Below are 17,884 nucleotides of genomic sequence, written 5' to 3'. Positions count from 1 at the left end.
GCCTAACCGGAGCCGCCAGCCGTCAGATCGGCTGATCCAGGTTCCGCATTACTAGTTCACGCAGGTGACGCCATTGGCGTTGATCGGCGGGGAGGACGGCTGCACCGGGGTGCTTGCGGAGACTTCGCCCGAAGGTGGGACCGAAGAGGAAGCGGACGACGACGTCGTCCCGCCGGACAGCTTGCGGCCCATGGCGGCCGGGAAGTCCCGGCCGAGCACGGCCCGCACCTGGCCCGCCTTCAACGACGAGTCGGCGGTGAGCTTGAACTGGCCGCCGAGGTCGGCCGCCACCTGCTGCGCGGAGGTCTCGCTGCCCGGCTTGTAGAACACCGTGGACGCCGGTGCGGCCGGTGCGTCACCGAGCGTGCCGGGAAGGTAACCCTTGCCGCGCAAGATGTTCTGCACGGCGGCGGCGAGCCCGGACTCGGCCGAGGCGTTCCGCAGGTCCACGGTGATCTTGTTGGGCGACTGGGAAGTCGTGGTCGGCGGGGGCGAGGTGGACGTCGTGGCCGGGGCCGGCGACGTGGTCGAACCACTGGATGGGCGTTCGTCCTTGGTCAGGCCGGCCACGAACTGCTTGACCTGCTCGGGATCGACCTTGATCACGTCCGCGCCGCCGAACTTGGCCGGCCCCTGGGTCGGGATCGTGTAGAAATCGATGGCGCCACTGGACAGCCCGGACATCTGCTGGGCGAACGTCGTGACGTCCCAGCCGGTCGAGAGCACCACGGACTTCTTGATCGCGTCGGTCAGCGCGTTGAGCTTGGACAGGTCGGTCAGCACGCCGGTGGACAGCACCTTGTGCGCGAGCGCGCCGATGAACACCTGCTGCCGGACAATGCGGTCGAAATCGCCGTTCGGCAGCTCGTATCGCTGGCGCACGAACGACAACGCGGCCGCACCCTCGACGGTCTGCGTCCCCGCCGGGAAGTTCGCGCCCGACTTCGGCTCGTCCACCGCTTTGTTCAGGCACACCTCGACGCCGCCGATGGCCTTGGTGATCTCGTAGAACGAGAGCAGGTTCACCTCGGCGTACCGGTCGATGGTGACCGCCCCGCCGATCAGCTTCTCGATGGTGGCGATCAGGTTCTTGCGGCCCTCCTGCTTGGCCCTGTCCTCCAGCTGCTGCTGCGACAGGCCCTTGGCCTGCTGCTTCATCGTGTCGTTGTACTGGTAGACGAAAGCGGAGTTGAGCTTGTGCTTGCCGAACCCGTTCTGGATCTCCACCAGCGAGTCGCGCGGGAAGGAGATCGCCACCGCGCGCCTGCCGTCGGTGGGGATGTGCACGAGGATCATCGTGTCGGTGTTCTTCTCACCGTCGTTGATGCCGCCGTGCAGGATGTTCATGACCTCCTTGGGCAGCGGGTTGCCGTAGGCGTCGGTGCGGCTGTCCATGCCCACCAGGAGGATGTCCTGGGCGCCGTCGAGCGGCTTCACGCCCGCCTTCTTGACCTCCGGCGCGATCACGTCCGTGGTCACCACGTCGCTGTTGACGTTACGGTACGTGACCCATGCGTACGCCGTGGCGCTCAGCACGAACACCGACACCACCGCGACCAGGCACCTTGCCAGGTACCAGGCCAGCCGTACGCTGCTCAACCCGTCCTCCCGTGGTTGAAATCCCCGTCCGCACCACATTACTGAAGTCCGGCTGTACCGGTTATACGCGTGAGCGCGACAAAGGGTTGGGTCAACGCATAGGCGACCCGTGAAAGACTGCGATGAACCAACCACTCAGCGGGAGGCGTACGGATGCGGGTACTGGTCACCGGAGGTGCGGGTTTCATCGGCTCGCACTTCGTCCGGCAGGTCATCGGCGGCGCGTACGCCGAACTGGCGGACGCCGAGGTCACCGTGCTGGACAAGCTGACCTACGCGGGCAACGAGGCCAACCTCGAGCCGGTCGCGCACGACGAGCGGCTGCGCTTCGTGCAGGGCGACATCTGCGATCCCTCCCTGGTCAGCGACCTTATGAAGGGCACCGACCTGGTCGTGCACTTCGCCGCCGAGTCGCATGTGGACCGTTCCATCACCGGTGCCGCGGACTTCGTGCTGACCAACGTGCTGGGCACCCAGTACCTGCTGCAGGCCGCGCTGGACGCCGAGGTCGGCAAGTTCGTGCACGTGTCCACCGACGAGGTGTACGGCTCGATCGAGGACGGTTCGTGGCCGGAGGATCACCCGCTGCTGCCGAACTCGCCGTACTCGGCGTCGAAGGCCTCGTCCGACCTGATCGCGCGGTCGTTCTTCCGGACCTACGGCCTGCCGGTGTGCATCACCCGGTGTTCGAACAACTACGGGCCGTACCAGTTCCCGGAGAAGGTCATCCCGCTGTTCGTCACCAACCTGCTCGACGGCCACAAGGTCCCGCTGTACGGGGATGGTCTGAACATCCGTGACTGGCTGCACGTGGACGACCACTGTGCGGGTATCCAACTGGTCGCCGCGAACGGCCGCCCGGGCGAGATCTACAACATCGGTGGTGGCACGGAGCTCACCAACCGTGAGCTGACCACGCTGCTGCTGGAGGCGACCGGCGCGGACGAGTCGATGGTGCAACCGGTCGAGGACCGCAAGGGCCACGACCGGCGCTATTCGGTGGACATCACCAAGATCAACTCGGAACTCGGCTACTCGCCGCGGGTCGCGTTCGATCAGGGGCTGCGTAACACGGTCGAGTGGTACCGGGAGAACCGTGCGTGGTGGGAGCCGTTGAAGCAGCGCGCCGCCTTGGCGACGAACCGATGACCGGCCTCGCCCTGCTCGTCCCGGGTGGCGGCGGCCAGCTGGGGCACGACCTCGCCCGGCACGCGCCGGAGGGCTCGGTGGTCCACGCTCCGGACCGGTCGGAACTCGACGTCACGCAGGCCCGTTCGGTGGTCGACGCGCTGGATCGGCTGGTGGTCACGGCAAAGGAGAGCGGCCTGCCGCCGGTTGTGATCAACGCGGCCGCCTACACCGCCGTCGACGCGGCGGAGTCCGCGCCGGACAAGGCTTTCGCGGTGAACGGGGACGGACCTCGCGTGCTGGCCGCGGTCTGCTCGTCCCGCCAGGTGCCGCTCATCCATGTCTCCACGGACTACGTCTTCGACGGGGAGAAGGACGGTCCGTACGAAGTGGACGATGTGCCCGCGCCAAAGTCGGTGTACGGCACCACAAAGCTCGCTGGGGAGTACGCGGTGCTCCGGTCCGGTGCGGAGGCCTGGGTGGTCCGCACCGAGTGGGTGTACGGCGAGAGCGGGAACAACTTCGTCAAGACCATCGGCCGGCTCGAGGGGGAGCGCGACCAACTGTCCGTTGTGGACGACCAGCGCGGCTCGCCCACCTGGAGTGCCGACCTGGCAACAGGTCTGCTGGAGCTCGCCGGGCTCGTGGTGAGCGGCCGCGGCCCGGCCGGACGCGTTCTGCACTGCACCGGCGGCGGCGAGACCACCTGGTTCGGCTTCGCCCGCGCGGTGTTCGAGGAGCTCGGCGCGGACCCGCGGCGCGTGCGGCCTTGTACGACCGAGGAGTTCCCGCGCCCGGCCGCCCGGCCGCGCAACTCCGTGCTGTCTCAGGCCGCCTGGGTCGACGCGGGGCTGACACCGTTGCGTGACTGGCGAACCGCGTTGACCGAGGCCTTCAAAGCCAACCTGGTCACGCGATAGCGCGCCGGTAGGCCTGCACAGTCGCCTCAGCGCAACGCCGCCACGTGTACTCACCGGCGTGGCTGCGGCGGGCGCTGAGGATGGCTGGGGTCGGGGGTTCCTGGAGGGCGGCGCTGAGGGCCAGCCGCATGGCTTCCAGGTCACCGAACGGGACCAGGGTGGCGTGCCCGCCGGCCACCTCGCGCAGCGCGGGCACATCCGAGCAGATCACCGGGACGTCACAGGCCATCGCCTCGAGCACGGGCAGCCCGAAGCCCTCGTCGCGGGAGGGCAGGACCAGCGCCGAAGCCCCGGCGACGACGTTGCGAAGGTCCACATCGGACAGATATCCGGTCGGGTGCACCCGCCCGGAGACCGCGGTGTGCCCTGGCCCGGCGAGAACCAGTGGCGGCAGGTCCGGCGCGGCCTCGTGCGCCTTCAGCAGCCAGTCAAGACGCTTGCGTGGCCCGGCCGCACCGACGAACAGCAGGTACTCCTCCGGCAGCCCAAGGCGTTTGCGCACCTGAGGACCCGGTGGGCGCGCGGTGAACCAAGCCGGGTCGATACCCAGCGGCGTCACCATCACGCGCTCAGCGGGCACATGAAGGCGTTCGCACACCATGTCCGCGACGGCCTGGGTGGGCGTGCACACTATCGCGGCCCGCTGCGCCGAACGCTTGACCAGTTCGGGCAGCTCACGGTCGGACGGCGGCAGTTCCTCAGGGGCGTCAAGGAAAGCAAGATCGTGGATGGTCAGCACACCGGCCGCGCGCAGCGACGCGGGCAGCACGAAGTTGGTGCCGTGCACGACATCGGTGAACCCGGCGAACAGCTCGATGGGCGGGAACGGCCCACGCAGCCAGCACTTGCGCAGCAACCGGGCGGAGACGGGCATTCCACGCGCCCGCGCCCCGTGCGGCAGGACCTTGCGGAGTTTGCGCCAGCCGCGCAACGTGAACGCGACGGCACGCATGTCGACTTCGGGCAAGGACGCGAGCTCCTCGGCCAGGGCAGCGGTGTACCTGCCCACTCCCGTGCGGGCGCCCAGAAACGGCGTCCCGTCCAGCAGTACCCGCAACCTGCCCTTGGCCAACGTCTACCTCCCTTGCCTCAAAACCCTGCGGAGCCGCCCGCCGGCCCGGCGGGCCAGTTCGGCGGGTCCGCCGGCGTTGAGATACTCCTTCACCAGCGCCATGTCCCGGCGTACGGACGCGACCGCGCTCAGCGGCCGGGCCGACCTCAGCGGGCCGGTACCGGTGAGACGGTCCGCGGCCGGTCTCGGGTTCCGGCAGAACTCCACCAGCGGCGCCAGCACCGTGTCCCAGGTGTAGCGCTCCCGGACGAGCTCGATCCGGTCCTGGCAGCCCTTGCTGAACTCCGCGTCGTACAGCACATTCTCCAACGCGTCCGCCAAGGCTTCAGGATCCTCCGCGGGCACGACTTCGCCAAGTCGTTCGCGCTCGACCAGGTCGGCGAACGAGTCGCCGGCCGTGCTCACGATCGGCAGGCCCGCCCATAGGTAGTCCAGCACCCTGGTGCGGAACGCGAACGTCGTCTCCACGTGCTCATAGTGCGTGGTCACGCCGCAGTCCGCATCCAGTAGCCAGTTCTGCCGCTGCTCGTAGGGGACCCAGGTCTCGTTGAAGAACACGTTGCGGCCCACGAGGTCCAGCCGGTGCGCGAGCGCCCTGGTCCGGCCGGCCATGTCCATCTCGCCGACGTCCGGGTTCGGGTGGCGCATGCCGAGGAACAACAGCTTCACATCGGGCCGCCTGCGCCGCAACCGATCGACCGCCTGCACCAGGGTGAGCGGGTCGAACCAGTTGTAGATCCCGCCCGCCCAGATGATCAGCTTGTCGTCGGGGCCGATGCCGTCGATCGACTCGCGCGGCCCGGGACCGGTGCGCTGTGGGGGTTTCGCCGACAGCCCGAACGGGGCGATGGCCAGCAACGACCGCACCGACGGGTCGCTGTCGTACAGGGTCGGCGTGAGGCGGCCGATCGCGCCGAGGTGGCCGAGCCAGAAGTGCCGCTGCCGGTCGGAGGCGCACAGGAAGAAGTCGCCGCGCAGCAACTGGTTGCTCAGCACCTCGGTGACGACCTCGACCACGTGCGCGCGCCGCGCGTCGGTCAGGTCGCGGCCCTGCTCGAGCTGCTCCAGGTGCATCGGGTCGTAGATGTCGCACACCACGATCTTGCTACCGGTCTTGAGCGCCGGCACCTGCTCGAGCACATGCCCCTGCATGATCACGATGTCGGCCCACTCGACGTCCGGCCCGACCTTGGTCTCGTGGGTGTAGCGGGCCTCGAACGTGGACGGCGGCGGCTCGGAGTGCGGGTTCAGCGTGACCAGCCGGACGTCGTGTTCGCCGGACAACACGTCGGCCATGTTCCAGGCGCGGATCGCCGGCCCGGCCATCCGCTCGGTCACCGCGTCCGATGTGATGACCAAGATGTTGCGGCGCAACGCATACAGCTCGTCGAGGCCGAGCGTCTCGATCAACGTCTGGTGGGCCCGCAGGTAGGGCATCTCGGGCGAGGCCGGTTCGAGGGCGTCGCGCATCAACGGCAGCAGGTCGCCGTCCGAACGGACCCGCGCCGCCTGCTCGACCGCCCGCGACTCCCGCAGGGACGGCAGCATCTCGACGAACTGGTCGATGGCGAACACCGCGGCCGCCGTGACGCGCGGGAACGCGATCGGGTCGGACAGGTCCTGGCCCTCGGGCCGTTTGGTGATCTCCAGCTGGGTCGCGTCCAGCTCGCCGCGGGCGGTGCCGCGGCGGACGGCCAGGGCCAGTGCCGCGGGCAGCACCTTGCCCAGTGTCTTTTCCGAGACGTTCTTGTACAGCGCGGCCAAAGCGTTGCGTTCCAACAGGAACGTCTCACGCGAGGAGTCCACAGTGGCCATCGAGCGGTGGTGCCGGTGGTAGGCGACCGACGCGGGCTCGTAGCGGACCCGCCAGCCGCGCAGGTTCAGCCGCCAGCCGAGGTCGACGTCCTCGTAGAACATGAAGAACCGCTCGTCGAACCCACCCAGCCGGCGGAAGGTCTCGGCGCGGACGAACAGCGCCGAGCCGGTACCGAACAGGACGTCACGCGCTGTGTCGAAGCGGCCGTCGTCAAGTTCACCCTGATGGGTTTTGTAGCCCATCCCGTACCAGGTCAGCCCGCCGTCGACGAAGTCGATCCGCTCGCCCGCCCAGTCCAGCACCTTGCTGGCCACCGCGCCCACGGTCGGCTCCGCGAGCAGCACGTCCACCGCCGCGCGGACCCAGTCCTGGTGCGGGCGGGCGTCGTTGTTCAGGAACGCGACAACCGCGCCCTTGGCCTTCGTGACGCCCAGGTTGCAGCCCCCGGCGAAGCCCAGGTTGGTCTTCGACTCGACCAGCTCCACGTCCGGCACGTTGGCCCGGATCCGCTCCAAGCTGCCGTCGCCCGAGGCGTTGTCCACACAGATCAGCTGCAGCTTGTCGGCGGGATACGCCAGGTCGTCGCGCAGCGAACGCAGACACGTGATCGTGTCGTCCGCGCCGCGGTAATTGACCACGACCACGGTGACCACCGGTAGCAGCGCGTCGTCGGGCACAACACCTCCTGGGGACAGTGGGTCCCCATAAGACTGCCTCATCGAGCGAACTGCCCGTTCACTGGTTAGCCTCGGCCGGTGTTCGTCCGTGTGATCACCGCCACGCTGCTGGCCGCGCTGCTGCCCGCCTGGCCGGCCGCCGCGGACCCGCCGCCCAAGGTTCCCGCAGGTTGCGCCGGTGGTGTGGCGCCCAACCCGAGCGTGGAGGAGGTGGCCGCCAACCGCCAGCCCGCCGGGTACACCTTCGAACCGACCTGGTCGGTACCCCCGGGCACGCCCGACGCCCAGCAGCCGCGGCTGTACACCGACACCGCCCAGCCCGCGGACGGCAAGCTCAACGCGGTGGTCTCGACGCCCGCGGGACGGGTGAGCACGGCCTTCGAGACCATCCCCACGGTGATCCCGCGCGGGACCTACACCCTGACGGTGTGGGCCGGCACCCACGACGTGTCCCAGAACCAGCCCCTGGGGCTGCGGTTCTACGACAACATCGGCCGGCAGGTGGCCGAGCGGTCCATCCAGGCGGATCACGACATTGACACGGACGGCAAGCTCGGCCGGTTCGACCTCGGCGGCACCGTGGCGCCGCCGGACACCGCGATGGTCAGGTTCTTCGTCGCGACGAACGCGAACTGGGTGAAATGGGACTGTGTGTACCTGACCGTCGAGCCACCCGACTCCTGAGACACCACGGAAGCCGCCTTAGGACCTCGCCGAGCACTCCTAGGCGTAGGCCGACCTTGAAGTTGGCGGCGTCGGGGACGTTCCGGCGGATCGGGAGCAAGGCCGTGATCAGGGCGAACCGTGTGAACTCCCGGATGGCGACGGTCAGCGGGGCGCAGCGGAAGAGCATGAGCAGCCGGTTGCGCTCATTCCAGCGGTGGAACTGAACCGACCCAGGCGCGCTACTAGCCCCATGGTCATGAACAACCACAGCCCCAGCCACCCCCACAATGCGCCACCCACCCAGCCGCAGCCGCCAGGACGTATCGGTGTCCTCGTAGTAACAGAAAAACTCCGCCGGAACCCCACCCACCTCCCGCAAAGCCGCAACCCGCACCAACGCCGCCCCACCACAAAACCCAAAAACCTCCCCCACCCCACCTCCACTACGCACCCCGCCGACGCTCCCGCCACTGCCGTGGCCGCCACCCACGCCGCCGCCGCTGGTTACAACCTCGCCGCCTGCGCTGCTGCCTCTCGCCCCGCCGCCGCCTCTCACCCCGCCGCCCGCGGTGTCCCCGCCCACACCGCTACCGCCACCGCCGCCCGCGGTGCCCATACGTCCACCGCCCACGCTGCTGCCACTCATACCGCCGCCCGCACCGTCCCCGTCCGCACCGTCCCCGTCCGCACCGTCCCCGCCCGCGCCGCCGCTACCCCTAGCCGTGCCGCCGCCATTAGCGCTGTCGTTTCCCGTGGCATCGCCTGCGCTGTCGGCGCCTGCGCTGCTCACGCCCGCAACGCCGCTGCTCCTGCCTGCACCGCCACCGCCTGTGCTGACGGTTCCCACGCCGTCGCCCGCTTTGTCGCTTCCCGCGCCGCCGCTTCTCACCTCGCCGCGTGTGTTGTCCTCACCCTCGCCGCCCCCCGAATTGCCGCCATCCATGCTGCTGCCGCTGGCTGTGCTCATGCCCGCAGCGCCGCTGCCCCTGGCCGCGCCCCCGCCACTAGAGCTGTCGCTTCCCGTGGCATCGCCCGCGTGCTCGCCGCCCGCGCCGCTGCCCCTGGCCGCGCCCCTGCCACTAGAGCTGTCGCTTCCCGTGGCATCGCCCGCGTGCTCGCCGCCCGCGCCGCTGCCCCTGGCCGCAGCGCCACTGCCGTCATCTTCATTGCCGACGCCAGCGCTCCTGCCATTCGCGCCGCCGCCACCGGCATCGCTGCTGTAGCTCGCCTCGCTCCCGATGCTCGCGGCACCTGCGCCGTCGTTGGCACCGCAGGCTGTGCTCTCGCCCGCCCTGCCACCGCTGGCCGCAACGACACTGCCGCCACGGCTGTTGCTGCCCGCGCTGAGAGCTGCGCTCCCACTCGCCGCAGCGCCGCCGTCATCGGCACTGCCCACGTACAAGCCGCCCTCGGTCGCCGAGCGGTGCCTGCCCAACCTGAGGTCAACGGGGTTCTGGGTGGGGAGGTCCGTGAGGTCGTAGCCGTAGCCGTCGGGAGTCAGGCCTACGCCGATCGACTGGATCCGGCCGTCGGGGGTGACCAGCTTGGCGCTCGCCGCGCCCACGGTGGGGTCGTCGAGCGCGTCCTCCAGCGCGGCCAGCCAGCCGGGTGAGGGGCGCGCGTCGTCGTTGAGCCAGGCCAGGAACGGCGTTGTACACACGTTGTATACAGCTTGTATACCGCCTGCATACCCAGTGTTCACAGGGAGTCTGAGCACCTCAGGGTGGGTTGGGTGGGCCGCGGCGAGGGCTCCGCTGCCGTCGTCGGAGGCGTTGTCCACCACCACGATCCGATGTGGACGGTCCTGTTCGGCCAGTGCGTCCAGGCACGAGGTGATGTGCTCACGGCCTCGCCAGGTCACCACAGCAACGGTCGTGCGCACGGGCGAACGGTACACGGCATGGGAAGCTGTAGCCGTGCCCGAGTTGGTGGTTCTCACCGAGCAGCTGCTGGCGCCGGTTCCGGGCGGGACCGGGCGCTACACCCGTGAGCTCGTAGCCGCGATGGCGCTGAACGCCCCGGCGGGCTGGACGATCACGGGTGTCAGCGCGAGACATCGGGCAGCAGCCAGGATTCCGGGTGTCGAGGCCGCCAGAATGCTGCCGCTGCCAAGGAAAGCGCTGGTGGCCGCCTGGGAGCACGGCGTGAAGCTGTGGCCTGGCGGGAATGCCGTGCACGCGCCGACCCCGTTGGCCCCGCCGTCGGCGAAGCGCGGCACGAACCTCGTCGTCACGATCCACGACACGGTTCCCTTCACGCACCCCGAAACGCTCACCCAAAGGGGCGTGAAGTGGCATCAGGCGATGATCCGCCGGGCCGCCAACCAAGCGAGCGCGATCGTCGTGCCAACCGCAGCCGTCGCCGCCGAACTCACGCAGTACGCCCCAGGAGCCGCGCGCGTGCACGTGATCGGACACGGTGTGCCGGAAGCGGTCCTGCGTGCCCCACAGAATGCCGACGCCATAGCGCACCGCCTGAACCTGCCGCCGACATACGTCCTGGCCCTGGGCACGGTGGAACCTCGCAAAGGCCTGGACGTTCTGGTCGCCGCCATGCGCAAGCCGACCGCCCCGAACCTGCCCCTGGTCATCGCCGGACCGCAAGGCTGGGGCGAGGTCGATCTGGGCGACGCACGGGTGCTGGGCCGGCTCACCGACGAGGAACTCGCTGTGGTGCTGCAACGTGCCACCGTGCTGGCCGCGCCGAGCATGGCCGAGGGGTTCGGGTTGCCGGTGCTGGAGGCGATGGCCGTGGGGGTGCCCGTCGTGCACTCCGACGCCCCGGCTCTGGTCGAGGTCGCGGGCGGGACGGGTGTGCTCGCCCGGCGCAACGACCCGGCATCCCTTGCATGCGCCTTGCGCAGCGTCCTCGAGTCGCCGGAACACACGGCGGATCTGGTGGCCGCCGCGAAGGCCCGGGCAGCGCGGTTCACCTGGGCAAAAGCCGCTGAAGCGGTGTGGAAACTACACCTTGAGCTGTACCACGGCGCCAGGTGAGTTACCGGGTTTCAACAATATGGCGGGGGTTGGCGTCGTAGTCTGCTTGGGTGGTCAGTCTCGAACCAAGCGTGTTGGTCGACGCCACCGCGGTACCGGCGGACCGTGGTGGCGTTGGTCGCTATGTCGACTCGCTGGTGTCCGCTTTGGACTCCGACGGTGCCACGATCTCGGTGGTCTGCCAGCAAAGAGACGCTGAGCTGTTCGGCCGTTTGGCCCCTCACGCACGGATAGTGCCGACGACGGACTCGATAGAGACCCGCACCGCGCGGCTGGCGTGGGAGCAGACCTCGCTGCCGACGCTGATCCGGCGCCTGCGAGTGGACGTCGTGCATTCCCCGCACTACACGATGCCGCTGGCCAACCCGGCCGCATCCGTTGTGACGCTGCACGATGCGACGTTCTTCACGGACGCCTTGCTGCACTCGTCGGTGAAGGCCCGGTTCTTCCGCGGCTGGACGCGGATCGCGCTGAACCGCTCGGAGTTGTGCGTGGTGCCCAGTGAGGCCACGGCAAACGAGCTGGTCCGGGTCGCGCGGGCGCATCCGCGGTCGATGGAGGTGGTCCGGCACGGCGTCGACGTCGACCGGTTTCACCCGCCGACCGCCGAGGAGATCAAGGCGGCCCGCGAGACGATCCGCATTCCTACGGCGCCGTATGTGGCGTTCCTCGGTGCCCTCGAGCCGCGCAAGAACGTGCCCGCCCTGATTCGCGGCTATGCCAAGGCCTGCGAGAACCGCGTGGACGCGCCCGCGTTGGTGCTGGCCGGTCAGCCGGGCTGGGACGGTCAGGTCGAACGGGCCCTGGACGCGTTGCCGCACCGCCTGCGGGTGATCCGGGCCGGGTACCTGCCGTTCGACCAGCTGGCCGGGTTCCTGGGCGGCGCCGAGCTGGTGGCGTACCCCAGCCTGGGCGAAGGGTTCGGGCTGCCGGTGCTGGAGGCGATGGCCAGCGGGGCCTGCGTGCTGACCACGAGCCGCCTCGCGTTGCCCGAGGTCGGCGGCGACGCGGTCGCGTACTGCGGGGTCGGCGCCGGCGACATCGGCGCGGCCCTCAGCGAACTCCTGGACGACCCCGCCCGCCGCGCGTTGCTCGCCGAGGCCGCCCAGCGCCGCTCCAAGGAGTTCACCTGGTCCCAGTGCGCGGACCGGCACCGCGAGGTCTACGCCCGGGCCGCGATCATCCACCGCCGCGGCCACTGACCCACCCCCGCGTGTCCCCCTTACCTCCCCCGCATGTCCCCCGTTCCTCCGCCCCGTGTCCCCCGTTCCTCCCCCGTGTGTCCTCCCTTCCTCCGCCGTGTGTCCCTCGTTCCTCCGGCCCATGTTCACCGTTCGTCCGGCATGAGATCCCCGCAGCGGAGGAACGGGAGACACACCCCGGAGGAAAGGGGGACACGCCCTGGAGGAAAGGGGGACACGGCGGGGGTGGGGCGGTTTGGCCGGGTCAGTCGAGGGGGAGGCCGGCTTCGAGGAGGGCCAGGCCGCGGTCGACGGCGTTGATGAAGTCCGATTCGCCGCCGGCCAGGTAGGCGCCGAAGGTCGCGCCGATCACCGCGCCGGACCAGACCTGGATGTTGAAGTCGTCGGCGTCCCGGCCGATGCGGGCGGCGGCCGCCTGGGCCAGCAGGTTCAGCCCGCCGATGAACTGGTCCATGGCCGCGCTGCGCAGCTCGGGGTTGGCCGAGATCAGCCGCTGGCGGGCCAGTTCCAGCTCGGTCGCCTCGGTCGGGGTCTCGAAAACCTCCCGCAGCGCGCCGCGGACCGCCTGCAACGGGGTCAGCTCGGGCGGCTGGTTGACGAACGCCGCCATGACCACCGCGTCGAACTGGTCGTAGAGCACGGTCTCCTCTTTGGTCGCGAAGTACCGGAAGAACGTGCTCTGCGAGACCTCGGCGGCCGCCGCGATCTGCTCGACGGTGGTCTCGGCGTAGCCCTGCTCCAGGAACAGCCGCACCGCGTGCTGCTGGATGGCAGCACGCGTCCTGGCCTTCTTGCGTTCCCGGAGGCCCGGGCCGTTAGCCGACGGAGACGTACTCATGCCCCGATTCTGTTCGCTCGACGTCCTCGGCGCGCCGCGGCAGGAACAGGATCGTCAGAATCCCGCCCACCACAGCGAACCCCGTGCACACCCACAGCATATCCGCCATTCCGGACATGAACGCGGATCGAACCGCGGCCAGCAGACCGGGATCGCCCTGTGCGATGTGGACACCGGCGGCCGGGCTGTCCGCCGCCGGTCCGGTGACGCCCGCGCGGTAGCCGGAGTTCAGCACCGTGCCGAGGATCGCGACGCCCAGCGTTCCGCCGACCTGACGCAACGCCTGCAGCAGAGCGGATCCGACGCCGGTGTGACCCGTTTCCAACGCGCCCATCGCCAGATCCATCGACGGCGGCAGTGAGAACCCAATGCCCACACCGATTCCGGAGACCCAGATCGCGACGAACCCGTACCCGTCGGCCGCGGCGGTCTGCGTACCCACCGCCAGGCTCGCGGCCATGATCGCGAACCCAACGGCCACAAGGATCTTCGCGCCCAGCGCGGGCCGCAGCCGGTCGGCCACCTGCGCGCCGGCGAGCAGGCCGCCGACGATCGGTAGCAGCTTCAGCCCGGTCCGCAACGAGTCTGATCCCTGCACGGCCTGGAAGTACTGCGGCAGAACGAACATCACGCCCATCAACGCGAACGACCCGAGCGTGGCCATCAGCACACCCCAGCTGAACCCCGGTGAGGCGAACAATTTGAGCGAGAACAACGGGTTCGCGCTCCGCCGTAGCCACATCACAAGCGCCACAAGGGCGACGAACCCGCCCACCGCGGGAACCAGTGCGGCCGAAGAGCCCCAGCCCTTGTCACCGGCCGTGACGAGGCCGTAGGTGATGCCCATCAGCCCGAGCGACGACAGCAGGATGCCGGTCATGTCGATCCGCCGGTCCGGCTGCCCGGGGATGGACGGCAGCAGCCAGAACAGCGCGATGATCCCCAGCACCACCAGCGGTACGTTGATCAGGAACACCGAACCCCACCAGAACGTGTCCAGCATCCAGCCGCCGAGCACCGGCCCGAGCGGGATGCCCAGCGCCATCGCCATGGTCAGCACCGCGATCGCGCGGGCGCGCTCACCGGCCGGGAACAGCGTGGTCAGCACCGAGTTGGACAACGGGACCATGAACGCCGCGCCGATCCCGAGCACCGCCCGCGCGGTGATCAACATGGCCGAAGACCCGGCGAACGCGCAGGCCAGCGAGGCCAGGCCGAACAGCGCGAGGCCGCCGATGAGCAGGCGGCGCGGCCCGAACCGGTCGCCGAGCAGCCCGGCCGGCAGCAGGCCCGCGGCCAGGACCAGCGTGTACGAGTTGGCGAACCACTGCAGCTGCCCGGTCGAGGCGTGCAGATCGGTCGCCAGCACCGGCAGGGCGACGTTCAGGATCGTCGCGTCCAGCCCGAAAGTCAGCAGAGCAACGGCGAGCGCCCCCAGCACCCACCAACGTCCTCTGGTCATGACAGTGCCCCTCTTTTGGAAGTTACTTCCACATGAGAGTAGCTGTCACATTTTGGTCCGTCCAGCGGCGTGACAGAATGCACAGCCGTGACCGAACCGAGACGTTATGGCGACGAGCTGGCCGTAGTCACCGTCACCTACTCCCCGGGCGAGACGCTCGAACGGTTCCTCGACACCCTGGACAAGGCGACCGAGCGCCCGTACCAGGTCGTGTTGGCGGACAACGGATCCACCGACGGCGTGCCGGAGAAGGCCGCCGCGGCGCGGGAGAACGTCCAGTTCCTGTCGACCGGCGAGAACCTCGGCTACGGCGCGGGCGCAAACCGCGGGGTCGCGGAGTTCGGCGACGAGTACGGCTGGGTCATCGTGGCCAACCCGGACATCGAGTGGGGCCCCGGTTCGGTCGACACCCTGCTGGAGGCCGCCTCGCGCTGGCCACGGGGCGGCTCGTTCGGTCCGCTGATCCGCGAGCCGAACGGCGAGGTCTACCCATCCGCGCGGCTGCTGCCGTCGCTGGGCAAGGGCGTAGGGCACGCGGTCGTGGGCCGCGTCTGGCGGGACAACCCGTGGACCAAGGCGTACCGGCAGTCCGACACCGCCGTGGTCGAGCGCACCGCAGGCTGGCTGTCGGGCTCGTGCCTGTTGCTGCGGCGGGCCGCGTTCGACTCGGTGAGCGGCTTCGACCCGCGCTACTTCATGTACTTCGAGGACGTCGACCTGGGCGACCGGATCGGCCAGGCGGGCTGGCAGAACGTGTACGTACCGTCGGCGGAGGTCACCCACATCGGTGGTCATTCGACCTCGAAGTCCTCCGACAAGATGCTCGCGGCCCACCACGCGAGCGCATACCGCTACATGGCCGACCGCCACCAAGGCCCCGAGTGGAAGCCCCTCCTGGCGGCCATCAAGGCCGGCCTCAAACTGCGCCTGAAGCTGGAAACCCGCAGATAGCCCCTCGTGAGTGGTTATGCCGGTAGCCATTTACGAGGGCTGACCTGCACGGCGTCGATATCGTTCCGGCCGACCTCGACGATGAGTCCTCAATGGACACACCCTTCGACGGCGCTTACGTTGTCGCCGCGCGCTTCTCTCCCGAGGCGTGAGAAGCACACGCCAAGCGCGCCGGGGTCGAGCATGTGGTCTGGTCCACGTTGCCGCACGTTCCCGTTGCGGACAAGCACTTCCTCGACGCCGCTGTGCCGACCATGTTCCTGAACACCAGCTTCTAATTCGAGGCGTTCATCGCCGACTTCAAGCCGGTGCGCGGCGAGGACGGCGTGCCGGTGCTGAACCTGCCCCTGCCGACCGGCGGCTGCCCGGGTCCGCTGGCGCGGCGGTGATCACTTCGCGGCAGCGGCTGTTGGGGGTGCCTTCCGCGCAATGGGGGAAGCTGGAACCATTGCGCCCGGCCGAGGCACATTCTCCAGAGTCATTGGCTCCGCGCGGATGCGGGCGAACCGGAGGCCGCGAACGGATGGTGGCCCGCAGCGACGGGCTGCCGCAGATCATCTGCGCGTTGGCCAGCCGCTCGCCGCGCGTCCGAACTGGACACTCGCCGCCGTGGAGAAACGCATCCGCGAACTCGACCGTGAGCACCCGCAACCAACCGAATGCGTTGAGCTGAAACGTCCTTACCAGTCCGCGCTGGCCGAGCTGTCATACGACCAGGCGCGCGCCTTCCGCCTCGTGTCGCTGGCCGACAGCCCGGACATCACCATCGACACGGCCGCCGCCCTCCTCAACACCGACCAAGACACCGCCGAAAACCCTCCTCGATCAACACCCGATCGAACCCGCGGGCCTTGACCGCTACCGCCTGGCCCTGAAACCTTTGCCCGCGCCCCGCGCCCCGCGCCCCGCGCCCCGCGCCCCGCGCCCCGCGCCCCGCGCCCCCGACGAGGGCGAAGCCGAATGCCAAGCCGCCCTCGCCCGCCTAGTCCGGTTCTACACAACCCCGCACCCGAACCCTGGCCTGACCGCCATGGATGCCTTGTCCCACCAGGAAAGTCGGCCACTCCTTCCGCCCGGCATCCCGGTCCGTCCAGCAACGCCCGGACACCCCGGGCCGCTGAATGTGCCGGACACTTCCGGCCTGGTTTCCGGCCTTCAATCGCTGGTCGCGTTGGCTTGAAAGTTCGCGGACGGCTCCGTCGCCGGATCGGCGTATGCCTCCGGCCCCCGAATTCCAGCGTAGTGGTGGGGACTGACATTTTTGGGCCGGTGAGGGCTATTGGGATGGGTTTGTCCACAGGTGGGATGGTTGTCCACAGATTGGGCTCGGAGGTGGGTTTGGCTTGAAAGCGCGGTCTAGGCTGGATTCCGGGGGCCGGAGGCCGCTACCGCAGATTTGAGGACCTGGAGCGGCCACCGACTTGGGGTGGTGGCTTCACGGCGTCCACCCGGGAACCGGTGGGCTATCACCGTTTGGGAACCGGAGGCGCGATCACCACCGATTCCAGAGGCGCCCACCACAGATTCCAGGGCGGCTGACCACAGACTCAGAGCCGCTGCAGCAGATTTGAGGTGGGAGGCGGCCACCACCAGTTCGGAGGCGGCCAACCCCAGTCTCTCGGGCGGCCGACCACAGATCGAGGCCGCGACCGCAAATTCGGCGCAGGAGGCGGCCGAATCCTGAAGGCGGCGTACCCACAGGCTCCGAGGCGGTCGGCCAAAGACCCGGGGTGGGGCGGGCTACCACCGATTCCGGAAGCGGGCCACCCACGGACTCCTGGCCCCCAACAGCCGGAGATGGCCACCGCCACCGTGGCGACCAGAGGCGGCACACAGACTCTTATGCGGCAAACCGCAGATTCAGGACCGGAAGGCCCACGGCTATCACAGCCGGGCCGGGAACTACCGGCGTTATCCCTGCGCGATTGGCCGAACGACGTGCAGCCTCAAACGAGCCACCCTCCGCACAACCGAACCAGGCGGCCGAAAACACCGTCGGAAATACCGGAAACGCACGGTTAAGCGTGCCGTGCATGAGCCTCGGCTCAGAGCGTCCCGTCGAGCCGCTCGGACATCGTCCGCCGAGGTTTGGGGGGTTGCTGGACCGTGGGGACCATGCCCTCCGGTTGCTCCTGGTCCGGCGGCGCGGCCTGCCGGGGGAGGGGGCTGGGGTGTTGCTGGTGGTGGTGTTGCTGGGGTGGGGCGTACTGCTGGTGGGGTGGGCGGGGGGAGGGCTGGGACTGGGTGGGCTGGCTCTGGGCCAGGGGGTGCTGCACCACCATGGTCTGCTCGTTCTCGTTGCCCTGCTGCTGGTCCAGCGACGACACCACGATCCGGGGGATCTGCAGTGTGCTCGCCGCGTCCATGGGCGATATGGCGTCCTCTGGGGTCACCACGAAGGCGCCGCGTGCACGAGCACGGGCCAGCGCAGCGTCGGCTCGCTCCCGGGGATCCATGCTTTGGCCTCTCCCGCGTCGCCTCAAGCCGGCACCGCCACCGGCTGTTGTGTTACCACCAGAGTATTCCCTTGAGGCCGCTGTCGTCAGGGAAGAACTGA

The 17,884-nt window shown here is 69.3% G+C and carries 13 protein-coding genes and 2 pseudogenes; 7 read left to right on the top strand and 8 right to left on the bottom strand.

Annotation, left to right across the window (positions count from 1 at the left end):
• Positions 1 to 51: 51 nt before the first annotated feature.
• Complete coding sequence (locus tag AB0J95_RS44340; RefSeq protein WP_364771756.1) at positions 52 to 1,599, bottom strand: LCP family protein; 1,548 nt, start codon at positions 1,597 to 1,599, stop codon at positions 52 to 54.
• Between the two features lie 153 nt (positions 1,600 to 1,752).
• Here AB0J95_RS44340 and rfbB point away from each other — a divergent pair, with 153 nt between their 5' ends.
• Complete coding sequence (gene rfbB, locus AB0J95_RS44335; protein ID WP_364771754.1) at positions 1,753 to 2,748, top strand: dTDP-glucose 4,6-dehydratase; 996 nt, start codon at positions 1,753 to 1,755, stop codon at positions 2,746 to 2,748.
• The gene (gene rfbD, locus AB0J95_RS44330; RefSeq protein ID WP_364771752.1) at positions 2,745 to 3,647 is read left to right on the top strand and encodes a dTDP-4-dehydrorhamnose reductase; all 903 of its coding nucleotides are present in this window, start codon (positions 2,745 to 2,747) and stop codon (positions 3,645 to 3,647) included. The genes rfbB and rfbD overlap by 4 nt, the downstream gene beginning before the upstream one ends.
• Here rfbD and AB0J95_RS44325 read toward each other — a convergent pair.
• Both AB0J95_RS44325 and AB0J95_RS44320 read right to left on the bottom strand, forming a co-directional pair.
• Positions 3,637 to 4,719, bottom strand: coding sequence for a glycosyltransferase family 1 protein (locus tag AB0J95_RS44325; protein ID WP_364771750.1), 1,083 nt, complete (start codon positions 4,717 to 4,719; stop codon positions 3,637 to 3,639). The two genes, rfbD and AB0J95_RS44325, sit on opposite strands and share 11 nt — an antisense overlap.
• A gap of 3 nt (positions 4,720 to 4,722) precedes the next feature.
• Entirely contained in the window at positions 4,723 to 7,254 is a 2,532-nt protein-coding gene (locus AB0J95_RS44320; protein ID WP_364771748.1) for a glycosyltransferase, read from the bottom strand.
• 36 nt (positions 7,255 to 7,290) lie between these two features.
• Between AB0J95_RS44320 and AB0J95_RS44315 the strand changes: the two genes are divergently transcribed.
• Positions 7,291 to 7,896 carry a hypothetical protein gene (locus AB0J95_RS44315; protein WP_364771746.1) on the top strand — a complete coding sequence of 202 codons (606 nt, stop codon included), beginning with the start codon at positions 7,291 to 7,293 and terminating at the stop codon, positions 7,894 to 7,896.
• Here the strand turns inward: AB0J95_RS44315 and AB0J95_RS44310 are convergent.
• Together AB0J95_RS44310 and AB0J95_RS44305 are read right to left on the bottom strand one after the other, a co-directional pair.
• A pseudogene (locus AB0J95_RS44310) lies at positions 7,817 to 8,305 on the bottom strand (hypothetical protein); the annotation flags it as partial. The gene AB0J95_RS44315 and the pseudogene AB0J95_RS44310 overlap by 80 nt on opposite strands.
• Before the next feature lie 1,131 nt (positions 8,306 to 9,436).
• Positions 9,437 to 9,739, bottom strand: a pseudogene (locus AB0J95_RS44305) (glycosyltransferase); the annotation flags it as partial.
• A 55-nt stretch (positions 9,740 to 9,794) separates the two neighbouring features.
• Here AB0J95_RS44305 and AB0J95_RS44300 point away from each other — a divergent pair.
• Entirely contained in the window at positions 9,795 to 10,874 is a 1,080-nt protein-coding gene (locus tag AB0J95_RS44300) for a glycosyltransferase family 1 protein (protein WP_364771744.1), read from the top strand.
• Positions 10,875 to 10,945: 71 nt separating this feature from the next.
• Positions 10,946 to 12,076 carry a glycosyltransferase family 1 protein gene (locus AB0J95_RS44295; RefSeq protein WP_364771973.1) on the top strand — a complete coding sequence of 377 codons (1,131 nt, stop codon included), beginning with the start codon at positions 10,946 to 10,948 and terminating at the stop codon, positions 12,074 to 12,076.
• Positions 12,077 to 12,320: 244 nt separating this feature from the next.
• On the opposite strand, the gene AB0J95_RS44290 is transcribed toward AB0J95_RS44295, so the two are convergent.
• Both AB0J95_RS44290 and AB0J95_RS44285 read right to left on the bottom strand, forming a co-directional pair.
• Positions 12,321 to 12,914, bottom strand: coding sequence for a TetR family transcriptional regulator (locus AB0J95_RS44290; protein WP_364771742.1), 594 nt, complete (start codon positions 12,912 to 12,914; stop codon positions 12,321 to 12,323).
• The gene (locus AB0J95_RS44285) at positions 12,892 to 14,376 is read right to left on the bottom strand and encodes an MFS transporter (protein ID WP_364771740.1); all 1,485 of its coding nucleotides are present in this window, start codon (positions 14,374 to 14,376) and stop codon (positions 12,892 to 12,894) included. The genes AB0J95_RS44290 and AB0J95_RS44285 overlap by 23 nt, the downstream gene beginning before the upstream one ends.
• An 87-nt stretch (positions 14,377 to 14,463) precedes the next feature.
• Here AB0J95_RS44285 and AB0J95_RS44280 point away from each other — a divergent pair, with 87 nt between their 5' ends.
• Together AB0J95_RS44280 and AB0J95_RS44275 are read left to right on the top strand one after the other, a co-directional pair.
• Positions 14,464 to 15,327, top strand: coding sequence for a glycosyltransferase family 2 protein (locus AB0J95_RS44280; RefSeq protein ID WP_364771738.1), 864 nt, complete (start codon positions 14,464 to 14,466; stop codon positions 15,325 to 15,327).
• Between the two features lie 495 nt (positions 15,328 to 15,822).
• Complete coding sequence (locus AB0J95_RS44275; protein WP_364771736.1) at positions 15,823 to 16,182, top strand: hypothetical protein; 360 nt, start codon at positions 15,823 to 15,825, stop codon at positions 16,180 to 16,182.
• Positions 16,183 to 17,372: 1,190 nt separating this feature from the next.
• Here the strand turns inward: AB0J95_RS44275 and AB0J95_RS44270 are convergent.
• Complete coding sequence (locus AB0J95_RS44270) at positions 17,373 to 17,783, bottom strand: hypothetical protein (RefSeq protein WP_364771734.1); 411 nt, start codon at positions 17,781 to 17,783, stop codon at positions 17,373 to 17,375.
• Positions 17,784 to 17,884 lie beyond the last annotated feature (101 nt).

The organism is Actinocrispum sp. NPDC049592 (assembly GCF_040675465.1).
Classification (GTDB): Bacteria; Actinomycetota; Actinomycetes; order Mycobacteriales; family Pseudonocardiaceae; genus Kibdelosporangium.
The sequence above is the reverse complement of the archived record's forward strand: the minus strand, read 5'-3'. Positions and strand labels throughout refer to the sequence as shown.

Excerpts from the sequence above, each read along its gene's own strand:
- rfbB (WP_364771754.1), top strand. The coding sequence starts at position 1,753 with ATGCGGGTACTGGTCACCGGAGGTGCGGGTTTCATCGGCTCGCACTTC.
- rfbD (WP_364771752.1), top strand. The coding sequence starts at position 2,745 with ATGACCGGCCTCGCCCTGCTCGTCCCGGGTGGCGGCGGCCAGCTGGGG.
- AB0J95_RS44320 (WP_364771748.1), bottom strand. The coding sequence starts at position 7,254 with ATGAGGCAGTCTTATGGGGACCCACTGTCCCCAGGAGGTGTTGTGCCC.
- AB0J95_RS44290 (WP_364771742.1), bottom strand. The coding sequence starts at position 12,914 with ATGAGTACGTCTCCGTCGGCTAACGGCCCGGGCCTCCGGGAACGCAAG.
- AB0J95_RS44285 (WP_364771740.1), bottom strand. The coding sequence starts at position 14,376 with ATGACCAGAGGACGTTGGTGGGTGCTGGGGGCGCTCGCCGTTGCTCTG.
- AB0J95_RS44275 (WP_364771736.1), top strand. The coding sequence starts at position 15,823 with ATGCGGGCGAACCGGAGGCCGCGAACGGATGGTGGCCCGCAGCGACGG.
- AB0J95_RS44270 (WP_364771734.1), bottom strand. The coding sequence starts at position 17,783 with ATGGATCCCCGGGAGCGAGCCGACGCTGCGCTGGCCCGTGCTCGTGCA.